This is a genomic window from Psychrobacter sp. AOP22-C1-C5, assembly GCF_052378885.1.
Classification (GTDB): Bacteria; Pseudomonadota; Gammaproteobacteria; order Pseudomonadales; family Moraxellaceae; genus Psychrobacter.
Genome location: NZ_JBQSYC010000001.1, coordinates 590,547 through 608,967, shown reverse-complemented (window position 1 = coordinate 608,967; position 18,421 = coordinate 590,547). Strand labels below are relative to the sequence as shown.

Below are 18,421 nucleotides of genomic sequence, written 5' to 3'. Positions count from 1 at the left end.
GGGGATTTTCTTTGTCTGCGATTCTAAACAGCCAATATCCGATGGGCTAGACAGGGCCAAATACAGTCTTGTTCTACCTCTCTTGACCAATCCTTACTCTCTTTGCTTGAAGACATCTGTTGGATGGCGGGTGCTCATGCGTTTTATTCTATTCATTTTTCTTTCTGTCTTTACTTCGTATTGCCTATTTTATGATTCTGATAAAACGTATACCTTTAAGTTATATCTTATTTTAACTAAATAATGTTGACTCAGTATCTATATTTGTATTGTTGGTTAGTGTCATTAGTGCTAAATTTGCAAGATGACTAATTGCATCTTTAAGAGCAACGTATGAGCACTAATCAACTTCCTCCCAATGTCGGACCTTTAGACAAAGTCATTCTTTTCGATGGTGTTTGTAAACTATGCAACGCATGGAGTAACTTTATCATCAAACATGATAAACACCGCCTTTTTAAATTGTGTAGCGTACAGTCAGATGAGGGTCAAGCAATACTGCTTCATTTTGATTTACCGTCTGATTCTTATGAGACGATGCTGTATGTAAAAGGTGAGAAGTCTTTTCAAAAAAGCGATGCTTTTTTTCAAATAATGGCAAAGCTGGGCTATCCGTGGAAAGCGGTTTGTATTTTTAAGATTGTTCCAAAGCCAATACGTGATTGGATGTATGATCGTATTGCTTTAAATCGCTATAGCCTTTTTGGTAAATATGACTATTGTACGCTACCATCGCCAGAACATGAGACGCGTTTTTTAAATGCAAAATAGTAAGATTACTCATATCTCGTTTATCAGTAGATTATCACTAGGCTTCTTATTTCTTTATCATGGCTTAGTGCCAAAAATACTATGGTTAAGTCCGGTTGAAACTCATCTAGTTTCTTTAAGTGGTATTGATTTTCCCGCTAATATAATTTCTCTATTAGCTGGTGTTAGTGAGATATTCTTAGGCTTCTCAGTCATATTTTTTAGAAAATCTATTATTCCGGTTTATATAGCAGTGGTCGTTTTATTATTGCTACTACTCTTTGTAGGTTTGGTAAGTCCAAAGTATTTAGTTGAAGCTTTTAACCCTGTTACCACCAATATTTTAGGGCCGGGCCTTTGTTATTTAATATGGTTTGCGCATAAAAGTGAAAAGTTCTAAATAATAGAGAGCTTGTCGTTCGTTCTGATGCCTTATGTGTAAAATATGAGTAGCATCTTATTTAGCTGAGTATTATATGTTTGGGTGATATTTTAGGCGCAATGCTATGAAAAAAATTAATGTGGTCGGGACGAGTGGAAGTGGGAAATCTACTTTTAGCCGTATGCTAGCGAAAAAACTGGATTATCCGTATCTTGAAATGGATGCGATGTTTTGGAGAGCCAATTGGCAAGAATCTAGCGATGAAGAATTCTTTGCCAAGCTTCAGCAATATTTATCACAAGATAGATGGGTTCTTGACGGTAATTATCATAGAACAGTCGATATAAAATGGGCGGACGTCGATCACGTTATATGGATAGATTACCCATTCTCTCGTACTATTTATCAAGCGGTAAAACGGGTATTTATTCGCTCATTAACTAAAACTGAGCTTTGGGATGATACAGGAAACATTGAGACATTCCGTAAGTCATTCCTTAGTCGCGATTCGGTTATTCTTTGGACGTTGAAAACATATAATCGAAATCGTGTTCGCTACATAGAAATGTTCAATGATCCTAAATATAGTCATATAGAATTCGTCAGATTAAAAAATCCAAAAATGGCTAAAACCTATATAGACGAATTACCTATATAGTAGTTGGCTCAGTCAGATTTACTTCATATTTTATTCCACCATTACTTAGAAGCTCAATACAGCTTTAGCCGCCTTTGGATTTCACCATGAATGTAACCGATATAAAAGTGTTTGTGCCAAGTAAAAACTATGACGTTTCAAAGGCGTTTTATTTGGAGATTGGTTTTAAACCCGAGTTTGTGACAGATGATTTAACCCTCTTCCAAAACGGATCGTCTTTCTTATATCTGCAACGTTTTTATAATCAGGAATTGGCAGACAATTTTATGCTGCAAATTTGCGTTTTAGATATCGAAGAAGCGTTCAATGTGTGTTCAAGCTCCAAGCATAAGACAAGAATCACGCCTATTGAACAAAAAGCGTGGGGCAAAGTATTTTATTTATGGGGACCCGCAGGTGAGCTGCTACATATTACTGAGTTTAGTGGTTAGCAGACTTATTTTTTAAGTTGATTTCTAACGTCTGCCATTTTACTTATGCGGTATTACATGTATGGTGTCATTTTAAAAAATAATAAATTATCAAATTTTGAAGGACTAATTAATGAAAGGTGAATGTCTCTGCGGTAATGTAAAGTTTGAGATTTCGGAGGAGATTCGAAACCTTTATCAATGCCACTGTTCGCTATGTCGAAAAGCCACTGGAACGTCAGCCAACACTGCTACTTTCGTGCAAAGTAACGCCTTTCGTTGGATATCAGGTGAAAGCGATATCAAGTCTTATAAAAAACCAAGTGGCTACCGCAGTGATTTTTGTTCAGTGTGTGGAAGTCTAGTGCCTAATAGCTTAAGAGACAGTGGGATGGTTTGGGTTCCAGCGGGTTTGCTCGATGAACCAGTCACCTCAAAAGTGTCTGTTCATCTGCATACAGAGTTAGCCGCCACTTGGGAACAAGATTCTGTTGAGTGTGTTCGACTGGATGGTGGGCCTGATAGTCTAGAAGCACTTAATAATTTGTTGTAGCTTCTCTATCAAAATTAGGTTCTCATACTTTGTTTAGATTGCTGAGGCGTGCTATAAGGGTTAAGTTTGCAAGTTAACAAATGGTTGTAACTTTTAGAGGAAATATGAGATTTTTCAATCCTGAAGAATATCAAGCATTTAATGAAAAGCTATTTCTCAGGTATAAATCTAAAATAGAAGAGGTACTGCCAGATGTAAGGGTTGAACATATCGGTGCTTCTGCAATCCCCACAGCTATATCGAAAGGCGATCTAGATATATTTGTAGGTGTAGAGGCAGAGGCAGAGGCATTCGAATTAGAGAGGGTAGTACAGTTGCTTGTGACATTAGGCTTTCAAGAAAAAGTCGACACATTAAGAACACCAGAGCTTTGTATGTTGGAGTCAAGTTCTACTAAAGATGTCGCGATTCAAGTTGTAGCCAGTGGTTCAGAATTCGAATTCTTCTTAATTTTCCGTGACAAGTTACGTTCGAATATTAGTCTTGTCCAGCAGTACAATGAACTTAAACTATCTTGTGAGGATCTGTCTCAAGATGCCTATCGCCTAAAGAAATCAGCTTTTATAGAGCAGGTTTTGGGTCAGAGCTAGATATAAAGATGGGTTACTATCAACTATCTTTTATATTGCAGAGAGGCGGTAAAACGCATGTCTACTTGGCATAGTGGTTTGAGAGGTGTGATTGTGAACGTGTCTTCTGGGGCAGCACGCTCAGGCTCTCCGAATGAGGATATCGATTATACTGCATCAAAAGGTGCTATTGATACCTTAACTAAAGGGTTGTCAGTGAAAGTTGCGGCTGAGGGTATTTGGGTTAATTGTGTCCGCTCAGGTTCGATTTACACTGATATACACACCAATGACGCAGAGTCGGAAAGAGTAGAGCGATTACAGACAGTGATTCCATTACAAAGAGGTGGACAGCCTGAAGAGGTTGCAGAAGCAATCTATTGGCTGGCGTCAGATAAATCCTCATTTTCGACTGGAAATTTCTTAGATATTACAGGCGGTCTGTAAGTAGGGTAAAGGGTTTGAGAGTGGATAGCTAATACATAGCATTTTTTGCTTTGTTTGTGATTAGGTAGTTGTAAGATATTGCTTTTAAAGCTACAAACCCTTAACGTTAATTCGTTAAGGGCTTTTCTTTGGGCTTGGTTTTATAATTTTGCTTTATAATAAAAAATTTCATTGAATTAGTTCTAATTACTATATAGGTATTAATTATGCTTCAAAAATTGAAGATTTCATTGAATCCTCTAGGTTATAAAGTGGAACAGAGAGATGGATCAGATATTTTTATTTCTCATTGTTGTGTGCCATGGGTTGTTAGAGTTATAAAAGAAGAGGATTTTTATTATCCTGTTTTTTATTTTAGAACTTACTTTGGACTAGGTGAAAGAACAGATTTACATGAAGTTGTTCCTATGGTTATAGTTTTAGTTTTTAGAGCTATAGGAAAATTTTCATTTAGGTTCTTGGGACAACATAATCAATTTAGCGGTATCGAAGACGAGCTATATGGAACATATATTTTTCCATCACAACCTTTGTCTGAAAGAATTAGAGTTAACTCTGATAGTGATTTAGTTAGCTTTCAATCCATACTTATAGGTCTAATAATCATTAAAAATAATATAGGTGATTTCCTTGATATTGATGAAGTAGGTGAACAGAGTTATGGCTGGGATGGAGACGAGTTTATAAATTGGGTAGATAAGATTCAAAGTATTATTGGTAAAGATAAAGGGTGCACGTATAACGAGAGGGTTAATCCTACTTGGTACTACTTTAGGAGTTTTGAGTCAGGGGTTTCAGTAGTAAAAAGTAAGACACTACCTGTAGAGATAAAAACACTATATCTAAAAAATAAAACAGAAACTAAGATTATAGATGGAGTTTCCGCCAGTTTATACATAACAAAAGATCTTAGAAATTGTTTGGATAATAAACGACTTGATTTAGCTAAAAAGATAATTAATATACTAGAAGGTAAAATTGAAGTGATTGTTATACCTAATGAGAATATATCATTTGTTCTTGGTAATCAGCATATTGTATCTGTGACTAATGATGGAGGAATATCTGCTTTTTTAGATCAAAAAGAAAAGGTGATGTTGAGAAATACTAGAGAGAATGAAATTCTCTTTTCGGATAGAAGGATGAAATGGACTATCCTTACAAGGAAAGATAGCGCTTTATTTGAGGATCTGATTTTAGAGTTACTTTCTAGAGAGCCATATATAATATCTGCAAAAAAGGTAGCTCCAACAAATCAAGGTGATAATGGAAGAGATATAATTTGTGATTACAATAAAGCTTATACAAAGAGCCGAGTATCAGAAAAGCACTCTTCTATCGAAATAGGAAAGTTAATTGTACAATGTAAGACTAATCTCAACGATTCTAATAAAAAAAGTATTGGGAAGTCTGACGTTGGTATTGCTGATACTATATATGATTATGCACCAGATGGTTATTTACTCGTAGTGAATTCTCAAGCAACACGAGACCTAACTGAATATCTTGAGAAAATAAGAGAAAGAGGGCATTTACATTGGATTGAGTGGTGGAACTCATTTGATATTGAAGAGAGGCTTAGAATGAATCCAGATATTATGAGCAGATATAAAGATCTAATTTATTATTCATAATTTTAAAACCCTTAAAATATATCGAATGTTTAATTAAAGTTATTCTGAAAAGGCGATTCCTTAGCAATACTAACCATAAAAGAGAACCCCCATGACCACCTCAAAAGTAACATACCAAGGCGATTTACGAACCACAGCCATTCACTTGCAATCAAACAATGAAATCATCACCGATGCGCCAACCGACAATCAAGGCAAAGGTGAGGCATTTTCGCCGACTGACTTGTTAGCGACAAGTTTAGCCAGTTGTATGTTGACCATTATCGGTATCAAAGCCCGTGATATGGATATCGATCTCGCAGGAACAACGGCTGAAGTGACCAAAATCATGGCGGCCGACCCAAGGCGCGTGAGCGAAATACATGTCATCGTGACGTTTAGTAGAGAGCTTGATGATAGAACGCAAACGATATTTTATAACACTGCATTGACTTGTCCAGTGGCGAATAGCCTTCATCCTGATATTACGCAAAATATCGTTTTTAGATGTGCAAAACCGCTTGAATAAGGGATGACTATGGCTACCAAAACCTTGCTTATCGTCGCTCATGCGCCATCACCCAATACCCAAAAATTAGCACAAGCAGCCTATCAAGGTGCCAATCATCCTGATATAGATATCAAGGTTATTCTCAAGTCGCCGCAAGACACGCAGCCTGAAGATGTATTGGCTGCCGATGCGCTATTACTGGGCACGACTGAGAATCTGGCGTATATGGCAGGGCTGACCAAAGATTTTTTTGATCGCTGCTATTATCCTGTTTTAGAGAAGAAGCAAGGGTTGCCATTTGCCTTATATATTCGAGCAGGGCAGGATGGTACGGGTACTAAGCTTGCTATAAAGACGATTACGACGGGATTGCGTTGGTCATGGACGCAAGAGGTGCTGATACTACAAGGGGAGTGGCAAGACGATTTTACTGAGCAAGTAGAAGCACTGGCAATGACCCTCGCGGCTGGATTGGAAGCTGGGATTTATTAATATTGAGAGATTCGTTCGTTATCAAACATTATTAATACTGGGCTATAAATCACATGAGGAATGAGAAGATTATGATATATAGCAATACTGATTTTATGCCCTCTGACGCATTACCGTTTTCTCAAGCTTGTGAAAACAACAAGCAACCCATCTTGTCTGTGTTGCAAAAAGAGTTAGTAGAGGCAGCACATGTATTGGAAGTTGGGTCAGGAACGGGTCAGCACAGTGTGTACTTTGCACCAAGATTGCCGCATTTAACATGGCAGACCAGTGATGTCTTAGCCAATAATTCCGCTATTCATGCGTGGCATACTGCTCATCCTGCTACCAATTTATACGCGCCATTAGCGTTTGATCTGTCTATCGATTCAGTACCTGTTAATCCTGAGACTAAAGAGCCTTACGATGCGTTCTTTACGGCTAACACTTTGCATATCATTGCTTGGCCTTTGGTCATGCGATTATTTGCTTTGGCAGGCGAGACATTGCCTTTATACGGAAAGCTGATCGTCTATGGACCGTTTAACGAAAATGGCAATTATACGAGCGCCAGTAATCAACAATTTGATATAAGCCTGCGTCAGCGCGACCCAAAAAGCGGTATTCGTGATAAAGAAGACATCTTAGCGTTAGCAAACATACACCATCTGATTTTGAGCAATACGTACGCGCTACCTGCGAACAACCAAATATTGGTTTTTACGAAAACATCAGAGAGTAATGAATCTTTTTAGAAAATAAAAAAACACCGAGATAGATCCAGTTATGTCTATCTCGGTGTTCGTTAAGTTATTATCTTTTTATCGATATGACTCTATCTGTTTAATCTTAGATTGTAAAAATCTAGTCTGTATTGATTTATTTATACGTATTGGCTAAAAAATCTAAATAACGGCTCCAAGAGCGTTCATCTGCTCGAGCATCGTATCTATCGCTACCAAACACGGTAAAGGCATGGGGCGCACCGCTATAAGTAATCATCTCATGAGGTACTTTGGCTGCTTCTAATGTCTTACCCAAAGTCGCAAAACTCTCTAGTGATACAGAATCGTCAGCAGAGCCGTGGAATACCAATATCTCTCCTGTGGTCTTATCATAACTTTGACCCGTTGGAATATCAAAGGCACCATGGAAAGGGACAAATGCCTTTTGTGGGAATCCTGACCTTGCAAGCTCTAAAGCAGCTGTACCGCCAAAACAATATCCCATTGTAATGCCTTTACGGACGTCATTCCCTTGTAATCGTCCTGCATTTAACGCACCTTCTAGTAAGCGGCGCATTTTGCTGCGATCGTCGTATAGTGCACCGGTTAATTTTTTATTCTCTTCAACAGAGGTAGGGCGAACGCCTTGCCCGAACATATCGGCGGCAAAAACATTGTAACCTTCTTCGGCCAACATATCAGCTCGCTTGCGCTCATACTCAGTCAGACCATCCCAGTCATGAATAAGTAGGATGAATGGCGCATTTGGTCTGTCAGCTTTTGCATAGTAGCCTTGATAAGGCTGATTATCGACTGTATAGGTCACATCTTTAGTGGTGATAGCTGATGCTGTCTGACTAATTGCTAAGGTTATAAAACCCATTGAAGCGCCGATTATTAGTGATCGATGAGTATTCAATAAGTGATGAGTACTTTTAGAAGAAAGTTTTTGTGTTGGTAACATGATAGATAGCCTTATAGTTGGTTAAATAAGATAAATAGATGGCTAACGGTCATGTCCATTTTATTTATCACTAAACTCCAGATTTCATGAAATCATACCCTAAAAAATAATGATATTACAAGATTCGACTGTTACTGGTTGTACTTAGTCAGACAAAGGCTTTAATTTCATATTTATGACGAGTGCAAAAATTAACTAAACATCAACAAGGTTCATCATATATGTGTCTTGGTTTTTAGGTAGTATTGAGTCGTAAACCTATTATTTCTTTGTATTTTTCAATAATCGGTAAAACTGAACACAGCTGAATAATCGACATATGAAGTCATAATTATCTCAAAGGATACTAACTCTGTGTAAGTACATTATTAGTGATCTAGAAAAAGATCATTTTACTCATAGCCAGGACATTTTATGAAAAAGAATCTTGATAATAACGACCCCGCTAAAAACATGAATGCTGAATTCGGCAATGGTGGTGAAACCCATCAGCGCGCAGGAGAGGATTCAAAAGTATTGACCACTCAGCAAGGCGTTCCTGTTTCTGATAATCAAAACTCTCTAAAGGCAGGCCCACGTGGTCCAGTTTTGTTAGAAGATTTTGCACTACGTGAAAAGATTACTCATTTTGACCATGAGCGTATTCCAGAGCGTGTTGTGCATGCTCGTGGTAGTGCCGCGCACGGTTATTTTGAGTTGACTGAGTCACTAGCAGAATATACAACAGCCAATATCTTAACTGAGACTGGCAAGCAAACCCCTGTTTTTACGCGTTTTTCAACGGTAGCAGGTAACAAAGGCTCAAAAGATACACCGCGTGATGTACGTGGCTTTTCTACTAAGTTCTATACAGATGAAGGCAACTGGGATTTGGTTGCTAACAACATGCCGATTTTCTTTATTCAAGACGCTATTAAGTTTCCAGACTTGATCCATGCGGTAAAGCCTGAGCCAGATCGCGGTTTTCCGCAAGCGGCTTCTGCCCATGATACGTTTTGGGATTTTGTGTCATTAAGCCCAGAAACTATGCATAACCTAATATGGCTAATGAGTGATCGTGCATTGCCGCGTAGCTTTAGCATGATGGAAGGCTTTAGTATTCACAGCTTCCGTTTGCTTAATAAAGAAGGCAGAAGCACGTTTGTGCGTTTCCATTGGAAGCCAGTCGCGGGTGTACAATCACTCATCTGGGATGAGGCAGTGAAAATCTCTGGTGCTGATCCTGATTATAATCGCCGTGATTTGTTTGAAGCAATTGAAGCTGGTGATTATCCAGAATGGCAACTTGGCGTTCAGTTATTTACTGAAGAAGAAGCTGATCAATTCCCATTTGACCATCTAGATGCGACCAAGCTGATTCCAGAAGAGACAGTGCCTGTGAAAATTATTGGTAAAATGGTATTGAACCGTTATCCTGATAATTTCTTTGCAGAAACCGAGCAAGTGGCTTTCTGTCCTTCGCACGTGCCACCTGGTATCGATTTTAGTAATGATCCATTGTTACAAGGTCGCCTGTTCAGTTATTTGGACACGCAGTTATCGCGTCTTGGGTCACCTAACTTTGCGCAAATTCCAATTAATGCACCAAAATGCCCGTTTGCCAATAACCAAAAAGATGGTCATATGCAAATGCGTGTGCCAAAAACTCGTGTCCTATATGATCCGCAGAGTCTTGATCCAGAAAGACCTCGTGAGAGTGCAGAACGTGGGTTTAAATCATTCAACGAAAAACTGGATGATGGTGTAAAAGGTCGCATTCGCGCCGAGAGCTTTGCAGATCACTATAGCCAGCCACGTATGTTCTATCGTAGCCAAACGCCAGAAGAGCAGGCTCATATTGCGACTGCCTATACTTTTGAGCTTAGTAAAGTAGATACGCCATATATACGTACCCGTATGCTTGGTCATCTACGTCAAATAGACGAAGAATTGGCAAACCGTGTTGCAAAAGCACTTGGTATGGAATTGCCAGAACCTGCTGAAGCTGCTGCGCCTGTCCAGGACTTGGCTTTATCAAAACCTTTACAAACGATTGGTGTAACACCTAAAACGCTCAAAAGCCGTATGATTGGTATTTTGGTGGCAGAAGGTTCAAGCCATGCTGAAATCAAGAAGTTTGAAGATGCTGCTTTACAAGAGGGTGCACGAGTTAAAATTGTTTCACCTAGTAAAGAAGTGGTGTTAGACGATGGCACACGCATTCAAGCTGATGAGCGTGTATCCGGTGGACCTTCAGTCTTGTTTGATGCTGTGGTAAGCATTATCATGCCAGACCAAGCCAAGAAGATGGCTAAAGACAGTGCCACGCTAGATTGGTTTAATGACGCCTATGTGCATTGTAAAGCAATCGCTTATTGCGGTGCGACGGATGAATTTATCTTAAGTAAATTACCAATTGAAAAAGATGCTTTCGTTACGCCATTGGCAGATTTGGATACCTTTATCGAAAACGCCAAGCAACGCCTATGGGAGCGCGAGCCAAAGGTTCGTGACCTTGCCTAATCTTCATTAAACAGACATCACTTTAAATAAAGAACCCAGCCTTGTGCTGGGTTTTTTGTGCTCAGGTATTAGATTTTTTTACATTTGAGTGCTGGATTAAGCGTATCAAAACGCTTGTCTGAGCATCGATTCGTTTTTTAATAATTACGAGTCTTAATAATCCTGATTTTTAATAGTCACAAGCGTTCACTGATAAGTATTTATTAGCGGTAGATGGGCGTTATACTAAAATAAAAAGACTGAAACAGTCAGACAAAGTATCTACGCAATAGGGTCTAGAGTAAAGCACACCTACCTTTTCCTTGTTGCTACCTCTACATCAAGGATGAGTAATCATGAGTTTACGTGACGTCGTACTTCTAGACGGCTATATTCAAAGCATTTATTTGGCCATTTACCCTGATAAATTGCTGTTACTAGATGGTTGCTGTCGTCCTGACGTACCAATGGTGCTGGAGTATATTAAAAACACCTTAAAAAGACCAGTTAGTGACCTAAAAGTAGTAGTGGTCTCGCATATGCATCCTGACCATGCAGGCGGCGCCAGTAGGCTAAGGCAAGCTACAGGCTGCCGTATTGTCTCGGCACAAAGATCTAAGCAGTGGTACGCAGGTGTAGGCGGACAACTGATGCATTTGGTGGACACAGGACTTGCTTACTATGTCGCCAAACGCCAAAATCGTCGATTCAAAAATCTATGGTATCCTGCGTATCTTCATCCTGATATCACAGTAAATGATGGTGACTGCATTCTTGGGTTTGAAGATTGGCAAGTGTTCGAGACGCCTGGGCATACCGATCGAGACTTGTCCGTGTTTCATAAGCCCACGCGCCAAGTGTATACCGCTGATCTTATCATCAAGTTGCGGCACAAGTTCGTTGCTCCATTCCCGATTTATGACCCTGCTGCTTATCGGCATTCATTAAACAAAATCAAAGCTCTGAAACCCTCTGAAGTGATGATGGCGCATGGTCGTAGTCTGGTCATTGATACAGCCACTTTTGATGCATTGATAGCCAATGCACCTAAGCAACCTCGCACGATTAAAGATACTATCAAACATAAGCTGCTATGGCGAAGAGATGCCAACTTCGGTATCTTCAAACGAGACCATAAAAAATAAAAGAGCGCAGACGAAAAAAAGCCCAGTCACTATACAGTATAGTAACTGGGCTTTCTAAATATGGTGGGCCGACCGCGACTCGAACGCGGGACCAATTGATTAAAAGTCAACTGCTCTACCAACTGAGCTATCGGCCCTGAGCGAGGATAAAATCAAATACTTTATCCAAACTAGGTTTGCATCTACTGCAAGATAAATTTCCTTAAAGGCAAATTTATTGGAACTAGACATCTTAACGACATCTTTTAAACTTAATTTATCATGCTAATACCGAGTAGGGCAAAATACATGATAAGTGTCTTACTAAATATGGTGGGCCGACCGCGACTCGAACGCGGGACCAATTGATTAAAAGTCAACTGCTCTACCAACTGAGCTATCGGCCCTGAGTGAGGATAAAACAAAGCACTGCTTTGTCCGAGTGCAAGAGAAATTACATTTTCGTAAATTCTAAAACTCAGTATCCAAACTAGGTTTGCATCTAATGCAAGTTAAAACTTAACTTCTTAAACATTGAGTTATCAATAGTATAAGAGGCATTAAGCTTGCTTCAACGTTTAAAGAATTTGTATCCCTAAACGTGAGAGCACATTATATATATTATTATGACAATTACAACCCCGCATTGTAAAAAAAGTGCAATTCTCATGTAAAAACTTCTGTTTTTCTAAAATTCTACGGTATTACTTGTTTTAAACATTTAGTTTTTGGAAAAATCTTCTAGAGAATGATGATTAGTCTCGAGAAAGTGCTTCAACTGGATCCAGTTTTGCTGCATTACGAGCTGGCAAGAAGCCAAATACTACCCCAATCAGTGTTGAGCACACGAAGGCGGCGATAATAGAGGTTGGAGAATAGATCACTTGGAAGCTATCACCGCCCACGCGATTGATTAACTCTCCAATGGCGAATGCCATCCCAATCCCAATCAGCCCGCCTAATATACAGACCAAAACAGCTTCAATCAGAAATTGTTGCATAATATCGTTTTGACGTGCACCGACTGCCATACGTACCCCAATCTCATTGGTACGCTCGGTCACTGATACTAGCATGATGTTCATAACGCCAATACCGCCAACTACCAAAGAAATAATGGCAATAGATGAAATCAGTAGCGTCATTGCCGTCGTCGTCGATTCAATGGTTTGGCGAATAGAGTCTGAGTTGGTTATACGAAAGTCATCAGTGCCATGGCGACTTTCCATCAATTGATAGATGGCAGATTCAGCGGCCGCAGAAGAGATATTATCATCGATTAGAGCGATGAAACTCTCAATATTGGAGCCGCCTATGATACGTGACATCATCGTCGTGTAAGGCATATACAAGGTTGGCGTATCGACACTTCTACCAAAGCCACCAGTATTGGGTGCAAGGACACCTATCACGCGTCCTGGTACACTACCGATCAATACCACCTCACCAATGGGATTGGCATTGTCTGGAAAAAAAGTTTTTTTAGCATTGTCATCAATAATAATGTCTTGTGTCCGGCGTAAAATGCTTTGCTCATTAAAGCCTTGGCCTTGTACCAATGTTTCACCACTGACACTTAGATAGTCTTGACCGACGCCGCTAATGCTGGCAGCTTCTTGTATGTTGCGATAGCGCACATCCATATTGCTAGAAAGCTGAGGACTCACACTAAGGACATAAGGCTGATCTGCAACCGCCTGAGCATCTTGCGGTGTCAAATTGTCGTCGTTATATTGCCGCCTTGGATCTCCATAGGGGTAGCCATCACGGACTGTAATGGTATTGGTACCAAGCGAGCTGATATTAGAGAGTATTTGCGCCTGTGAGCCTTTCCCCAGTCCTACGACTGAAACAACTGACGCAATACCAATAATAATACCTAGCATAGTCAACAAGGTACGCATTTTATGAGCGCGCATCGCCAGTAAAGACATTTTAAACGCTTCAAACAAACGATCGATAAAGCTGCTAAACACGCTCTTACGATTGTTGTCTAAAATAGGCTCAGGTTGTACGTGGTTTTGCTTATAGTTATCGTTTTTATAATCGGCAATCACGTAGCCGTCTTTGAGTTCAATCACACGTTCGGCTTGCGCAGCGAGATTGGGGTCATGGGTGACCATAATGATAGTATGACCTTGAGCGTTTAGGTCATACAAGATTTTCATAACATCTTTGCCAGATTTACTATCAAGCGCTCCTGTTGGCTCATCCGCTAAGATGATATCGCCACCATTCATGAGCGCACGTGCGATAGATACACGCTGCTGCTGACCCCCTGAGAGCTGATTGGGACGGTTATTGACTTTTTCACCTAAGCCTAAATCTGTTAATAGTTTTTCAGCACGCTCGCTACGGGCCTGTCCATCCATACCTGCATACACAGCAGGAACAGAGACATTGTCTCGCGCACTGATATCGCCAAGCAAATGGTAACGCTGGAAAATAAAACCAAAATGCTCACGGCGCAGTTTGGCCAGCTGATCTGCGTCTAAGCGACTTACTGACTGTCCATATACTTTATATTCACCAGCAGTCGCTTGATCCAAGCACCCTAAGATGTTCATTAAGGTTGACTTACCAGAACCTGACTGACCGATGATAGCGACCATCTCACCTTGATTGATGGTCAGGTCGATATCATGGAGCACACGAATGGTTTGTTCACCAGCTTTGAATTCTCTTATTAGCCCTTTGACCTCCATTAATGGGACGTCTGCTGCGGTAGGGCTGGGATCTCTGGTATTCATTTGCGCTGCTGCCTATATCAATACTACTTATATAATTGCTCTTGTCGAAAGCGATCACCTGCTTGCCGATTAAGATTGATGCCAGTATTACGCTTGAGCGTTAAAATCCTCTACCACCTCTGCCTCCGCCACCTTGACCTTTTTCTGGACCTTCTTCACTCAATATCACCTCATCACCTTCATTTAGACCACTCAAAATCTGTACGTTGACGCGGTTATTGATACCAGTTGTGACTACTTGTTCAACCACTTGACCATCCGCTTTTAAAACGCGGACCTGAGACGTTTTGACATTTGGATCAGTGTTGGGTGCACGTGTGTTGCCAGTCTTGCTAACAGGTTGTAGGGCAGCAGAAGGGATAAGTAGAGCATCTTTTGCTTGATTGATAATGATATAGACCTGCGCTGTCATATCTATACGGAAGCGTCGCTCGGTATTGGGCACTTCGATATAGCCGACATAATAAATAGCAGAGTCTGTCGAACTGGTGTCACTAATCACTTCAGGAGCAGGTTCGACCGCTTTAAGAACAGAGTCGAATTTTTGATCTGGATTACCGATGATATTAAAATAAACAGGCATGCCAGCGTTGACGTTAATAACGTCCGCTTCAGATATTTGAGCGTTGATTCTTACTGTTGATAAATCGGCTAAGGTAACGATGGTAGGCGCAGTTTGATTGGCGTTAACAGTTGTACCTTGCTCAGTGGTAATCGATACCACCGTACCTGACATTGGCGCACGGATAGTGGTGTAGCTGAGATCTTCCTCAGCAGTACTGACGTTGGTCTGTGATTTGCGTAGTGCGGCTTGCTGGCTATTGATATTGGCATCAGCTGTCGCAATCGCGGCCTTAGCAGTATCGATCGCGGCACGTGCATTAGCGACCGCTGCTTTGGCAGTTTCTACACTGGTCGCTTGAGTATCGTACTCTTGCTGTGATATCGCATCAATAGCGACTAAAGATTGTAAGCGGGTAAAATCAGACTGCGCTTGCTTGAGCTCTGACTGGCGGCTGGCAAGATCGGCATAAGCACTCTTTAGGCTGGCTTGTCGGCTTAAAGATTCTGCTTGGGCGCTTTGAATAGCGGCCACACTTTGCTCAAGGCTGGCTTGCTCATTGCTTAAGTTGTTTTTCTGTGTGACTTGGTCAATTTGAGCAATAAGATCGCCTTGTTTTACCTCATCACCAACCTCAACGTAGAGACGTTTTACTTCACCAGAAACCTGAGAGCCGACATCGACAGTATTGAGCGCTTTGACTTTGCCAGATGCCATTACATTATTTTCGATGTCACCAATCTCAGCCTTTGCCGTTAGATAGTTTGGAGTGACATCTTTTGGTTTTAGAAAACTATAAGCCAGCGCCCCCAATGCTATGACAACTAGGGCAATAACACCCCATTTAATAGCAGATTTTTTGCTCATTTTGCGCATAACAACAGTCCAATCACAATTAAATCAAGTGTAGCTATAGTAGAGGCTTCATAAGCAAAAGGGAATGGGAATTAGTTTAAGAAAGGTTAAGGTGGCTTTGTGAAAAAAACATAATAATTTGAATGTAGGTTAAGATAGTAAAACTCTTTATATTTAAACAAAGGTTTTATGGTGCTAAATCATCAGCAAGTTCAAGAGATAATCAATGGTTATGGTAGAAAAATAGGGTTAAGTGCTAATGAAGTGGTCTTAAGAAACAAGCCATCTGGATTTGGAGAGCCGCACTTAGAAATAAGCGACGACTACTACCACTATGTAATATGTGAGCGCGGTAGTGAGTTATCTAGAGAATCTTTTTTAGATGTAGAGGACTTCATTTATGAATTTTTTGAGATGGTAACTTCTATGGTAGCAGGCGAGTATGAGCAAGAGAACCGTGTCATTGGTGAAGATCAAAGAGTTATACGCTTTAATAAGCAAATTGAACTTATGACGCAGCTAAATCATGAATGGGGTAGAAAAAAAGAAGCTAACATAGCAGAAACTTTAAAAAACTCTCCTTATTCAATCAATAACAGAACTTATGATAAGAGAACTTGGCTAAATAAGCTTGCAAATTTTTTCAAATACTTAAACTGAAAACAACCTTCTACCCGTTAGTTCAAGCGCCGCCTGTAACAATAACTCCCATGCTGGCTGACGAATAAGTCCTTTGATTGCTTGATCACAGCGATAAAGTAGCGCTGGCCATTCGGCAGTTTGCGCATGTGACTGCCTGCGGCAAGCTTGCTGGTACAATCCTTGTTTGCTGCGCCAAATCCCCAGTGTTTGTGGATCTTGTCCATCCATCAACTGCATAATTTGACGCATGTCTTTACTGATTGCCCATAGCACAAGCGTTGTTGGTTCGTCGGTGGCTTTGAGCTGAAAAATGATTTTTGCCACTTGGACACTGTTGCCAGCGAGCATAGCATCCGACAAATCAAACACGCTAAATTGAGCGTCGCTGACCAGTGCTGCTTGCAAATCTTTAATGTCTAGTGCGACATTAGTAGTAGGCTTCACTTGGTTGCTAGGGAGTTGCTGTGAATCATTATCACCAGCAACTAACTGCGGTGCAAACAAATAAGACAGTCGCCATAGGGTTTGATAAGCGCTCAATAAGTGGTGCTCGGTATGTGACATTAGCAGCTGCCAAGCGTCTTGAGACAGCTTTAATCCAAACTGCTGTGCTTGTATTTGTAATAACTGCTGGCGTTGCTGTTCGTTATATAAGTTACAATCAATCACGTGACCATATTGCGCAAATGGCGCAAACCACTTGCTGCTTTGAGCACGGCGGTCTTGCTTAGGCGTTAACCAAAGCAAACTGTGGCTATGCGCTCCCGTTTGAGCGTCCTGCGCAAAACGTTCTAATTCCTCGATCACAGGCTTGTCTGGTTTGTGATTGCCCGTCACGACTAAAGCACTAGCATCATCAAATAGAGACTGACTGCCAAGCTCTGACAGTACTTCTTGCCAGCTTTTGACCGATACCAGCTCAATGCGCTTAATCGCGTAATTTTGCGCCCGCCAATGGGGTCGCAACGCATCGATGAGCCATTGACTCAATAATGGCTCATCACCATGCGCAAGCCACAAGCCAGCTACCACAACGGAGGGTTGTAGTAGTTTTGGGTAGGCTTGTATAAAGGTATCTTGCATAGATTAGTGGGACACAGGTTGGTAAGAGTGAGTATTGGTAGCACGCAAAGAAACCTTATACTGGTCGCATTTGGCTTAACGTGTTGAGTTTATTTTGCAGTGCTTATATGTTAAGGGGTTGGTACCACGACGGCTGTCGATGTGGAGCCACTACCAACGGGTATCGGCTTGCTAGCGCCATTTGATGTCACCTTAGGTAAAGAGATGGCGACATATTGATCCGTGATACGGCGAGCCAAACTGTCATAGAGCCAGTCACGAATTTGATCGCCTTGTAAATCATCCGTACTTACCGATGCTTCATTGTATTGGTAGCTACGCTCGACTTGGATAGGGTTGCTTAGTGTGACAGGTTTGCCATTTTCAGTCGTTTGATAAGTCACATTGGCTGATAACACCAAACGAATCTCTGTCAAAACGCCAACCAGCTCATAACGTTGAAAACGAACGTTGCTAATCTCGATAGCAGCAATGGGTTCAGCACCAGCGCTTTGATTGTTGGTAACCACATTTGCCGCAGTCATGTCATCAATAACATCCACACCTAAAGTTTCTAAACGCCTTGTCAGTGGTAGCTTAAGAGGAAAAGAGAGGCGATTGTCTTCGATAATCACAGCCGTTTTGGCAACACCAAATAGCATCGGAGAATCATAACCCCGTAGCTGGAAGCCGCAACCGCTAAGACTTGCCGCTGCACCGATTACTGCAAACATAGGCCATGCAGCGAGCAATGCTGTCGCCAGCTTTTTTCCACGTGATGAGCTTGCGGTATTGGTCTGTTTGCTTGATTTGTTATGGTGTGACTGCCCAGCTCGGTGCTTATACGACATAATCGCTATCCTCAAATGATAAAAAGGCTTAGAGAGCTAAG

General features: G+C 40.9%; 19 protein-coding genes and 2 tRNA genes. 14 read left to right on the top strand and 7 right to left on the bottom strand.

Going from position 1 to position 18,421, the window contains the following annotated elements; translation table 11 throughout:
• Positions 1-333 precede the first annotated feature (333 nt).
• The 11 genes from ACT3TH_RS02430 to ACT3TH_RS02380 all read left to right on the top strand — a co-directional run bounded on the left by ACT3TH_RS02430 (position 334) and on the right by ACT3TH_RS02380 (position 7,119).
• Positions 334-771, top strand: coding sequence for a thiol-disulfide oxidoreductase DCC family protein (locus ACT3TH_RS02430; protein WP_444754254.1), 438 nt, complete (start codon positions 334-336; stop codon positions 769-771).
• A complete protein-coding gene (locus ACT3TH_RS02425) occupies positions 761-1,150 on the top strand; it encodes a DoxX-like family protein (RefSeq protein WP_444754253.1) in 390 nt (129 codons plus the stop codon). The genes ACT3TH_RS02430 and ACT3TH_RS02425 overlap by 11 nt, the downstream gene beginning before the upstream one ends.
• A gap of 106 nt (positions 1,151-1,256) precedes the next feature.
• Positions 1,257-1,790, top strand: a complete 534-nt coding sequence (locus tag ACT3TH_RS02420; RefSeq protein WP_444754252.1) for a shikimate kinase — start codon at positions 1,257-1,259, stop codon at positions 1,788-1,790.
• Between the two features lie 86 nt (positions 1,791-1,876).
• Positions 1,877-2,221: a hypothetical protein gene (locus ACT3TH_RS02415; RefSeq protein ID WP_444754251.1), complete on the top strand. Its 345-nt coding sequence runs from the start codon at positions 1,877-1,879 to the stop codon at positions 2,219-2,221.
• Between the two features lie 112 nt (positions 2,222-2,333).
• A complete protein-coding gene (locus ACT3TH_RS02410; RefSeq protein ID WP_444754250.1) occupies positions 2,334-2,753 on the top strand; it encodes a GFA family protein in 420 nt (139 codons plus the stop codon).
• A 104-nt stretch (positions 2,754-2,857) separates the two neighbouring features.
• Complete coding sequence (locus tag ACT3TH_RS02405) at positions 2,858-3,343, top strand: GrpB family protein (protein WP_444754249.1); 486 nt, start codon at positions 2,858-2,860, stop codon at positions 3,341-3,343.
• 18 nt (positions 3,344-3,361) lie between these two features.
• A complete protein-coding gene (locus ACT3TH_RS02400; protein ID WP_444754272.1) occupies positions 3,362-3,769 on the top strand; it encodes an SDR family oxidoreductase in 408 nt (135 codons plus the stop codon).
• Between the two features lie 206 nt (positions 3,770-3,975).
• A complete protein-coding gene (locus tag ACT3TH_RS02395) occupies positions 3,976-5,403 on the top strand; it encodes a hypothetical protein (RefSeq protein WP_444754248.1) in 1,428 nt (475 codons plus the stop codon).
• 91 nt (positions 5,404-5,494) lie between these two features.
• Positions 5,495-5,911, top strand: coding sequence for an OsmC family protein (locus ACT3TH_RS02390; protein ID WP_444754247.1), 417 nt, complete (start codon positions 5,495-5,497; stop codon positions 5,909-5,911).
• Between the two features lie 9 nt (positions 5,912-5,920).
• Complete coding sequence (locus ACT3TH_RS02385) at positions 5,921-6,385, top strand: flavodoxin family protein (protein ID WP_444754246.1); 465 nt, start codon at positions 5,921-5,923, stop codon at positions 6,383-6,385.
• Between the two features lie 71 nt (positions 6,386-6,456).
• On the top strand, positions 6,457-7,119 hold the full coding sequence (locus tag ACT3TH_RS02380; RefSeq protein ID WP_444754245.1) for a DUF938 domain-containing protein: 663 nt from the start codon (positions 6,457-6,459) through the stop codon (positions 7,117-7,119).
• A 124-nt stretch (positions 7,120-7,243) separates the two neighbouring features.
• Here the strand turns inward: ACT3TH_RS02380 and ACT3TH_RS02375 are convergent, their stop codons facing one another.
• Positions 7,244-7,972 (bottom strand): dienelactone hydrolase family protein, encoded by a 729-nt coding sequence (locus tag ACT3TH_RS02375; protein WP_444754244.1) that lies wholly within the window; start codon positions 7,970-7,972, stop codon positions 7,244-7,246.
• 495 nt (positions 7,973-8,467) lie between these two features.
• Here ACT3TH_RS02375 and ACT3TH_RS02370 point away from each other — a divergent pair, with 495 nt between their 5' ends.
• Positions 8,468-10,555, top strand: a complete 2,088-nt coding sequence (locus ACT3TH_RS02370) for a catalase (protein WP_444754243.1) — start codon at positions 8,468-8,470, stop codon at positions 10,553-10,555.
• Positions 10,556-10,890: 335 nt separating this feature from the next.
• Positions 10,891-11,679 (top strand): MBL fold metallo-hydrolase, encoded by a 789-nt coding sequence (locus ACT3TH_RS02365; RefSeq protein ID WP_444754242.1) that lies wholly within the window; start codon positions 10,891-10,893, stop codon positions 11,677-11,679.
• 61 nt (positions 11,680-11,740) lie between these two features.
• Here the strand turns inward: ACT3TH_RS02365 and ACT3TH_RS02360 are convergent.
• The 4 genes from ACT3TH_RS02360 to ACT3TH_RS02345 all read right to left on the bottom strand — a co-directional run bounded on the left by ACT3TH_RS02360 (position 11,741) and on the right by ACT3TH_RS02345 (position 15,846).
• Positions 11,741-11,816: transfer RNA gene (locus ACT3TH_RS02360), tRNA-Lys, on the bottom strand.
• A gap of 173 nt (positions 11,817-11,989) precedes the next feature.
• Positions 11,990-12,065 (bottom strand) — tRNA-Lys (locus tag ACT3TH_RS02355).
• 348 nt (positions 12,066-12,413) lie between these two features.
• On the bottom strand, positions 12,414-14,408 hold the full coding sequence (locus ACT3TH_RS02350; RefSeq protein WP_444754241.1) for a MacB family efflux pump subunit: 1,995 nt from the start codon (positions 14,406-14,408) through the stop codon (positions 12,414-12,416).
• Positions 14,409-14,508: 100 nt separating this feature from the next.
• On the bottom strand, positions 14,509-15,846 hold the full coding sequence (locus tag ACT3TH_RS02345) for an efflux RND transporter periplasmic adaptor subunit (RefSeq protein ID WP_444754240.1): 1,338 nt from the start codon (positions 15,844-15,846) through the stop codon (positions 14,509-14,511).
• Positions 15,847-16,014: 168 nt separating this feature from the next.
• On the opposite strand from ACT3TH_RS02345, the gene ACT3TH_RS02340 reads away from it, so the two are divergent.
• On the top strand, positions 16,015-16,485 hold the full coding sequence (locus tag ACT3TH_RS02340) for an Imm63 family immunity protein (RefSeq protein ID WP_444754239.1): 471 nt from the start codon (positions 16,015-16,017) through the stop codon (positions 16,483-16,485).
• Here ACT3TH_RS02340 and holA read toward each other — a convergent pair.
• Together holA and ACT3TH_RS02330 are read right to left on the bottom strand one after the other, a co-directional pair.
• Positions 16,477-17,550, bottom strand: a complete 1,074-nt coding sequence (gene holA, locus ACT3TH_RS02335; protein WP_444754238.1) for a DNA polymerase III subunit delta — start codon at positions 17,548-17,550, stop codon at positions 16,477-16,479. The two genes, ACT3TH_RS02340 and holA, sit on opposite strands and share 9 nt — an antisense overlap.
• A gap of 110 nt (positions 17,551-17,660) precedes the next feature.
• Positions 17,661-18,380: an LPS-assembly lipoprotein LptE gene (locus ACT3TH_RS02330; RefSeq protein WP_444754237.1), complete on the bottom strand. Its 720-nt coding sequence runs from the start codon at positions 18,378-18,380 to the stop codon at positions 17,661-17,663.
• Between the last annotated feature and the right edge of the window lie 41 nt (positions 18,381-18,421).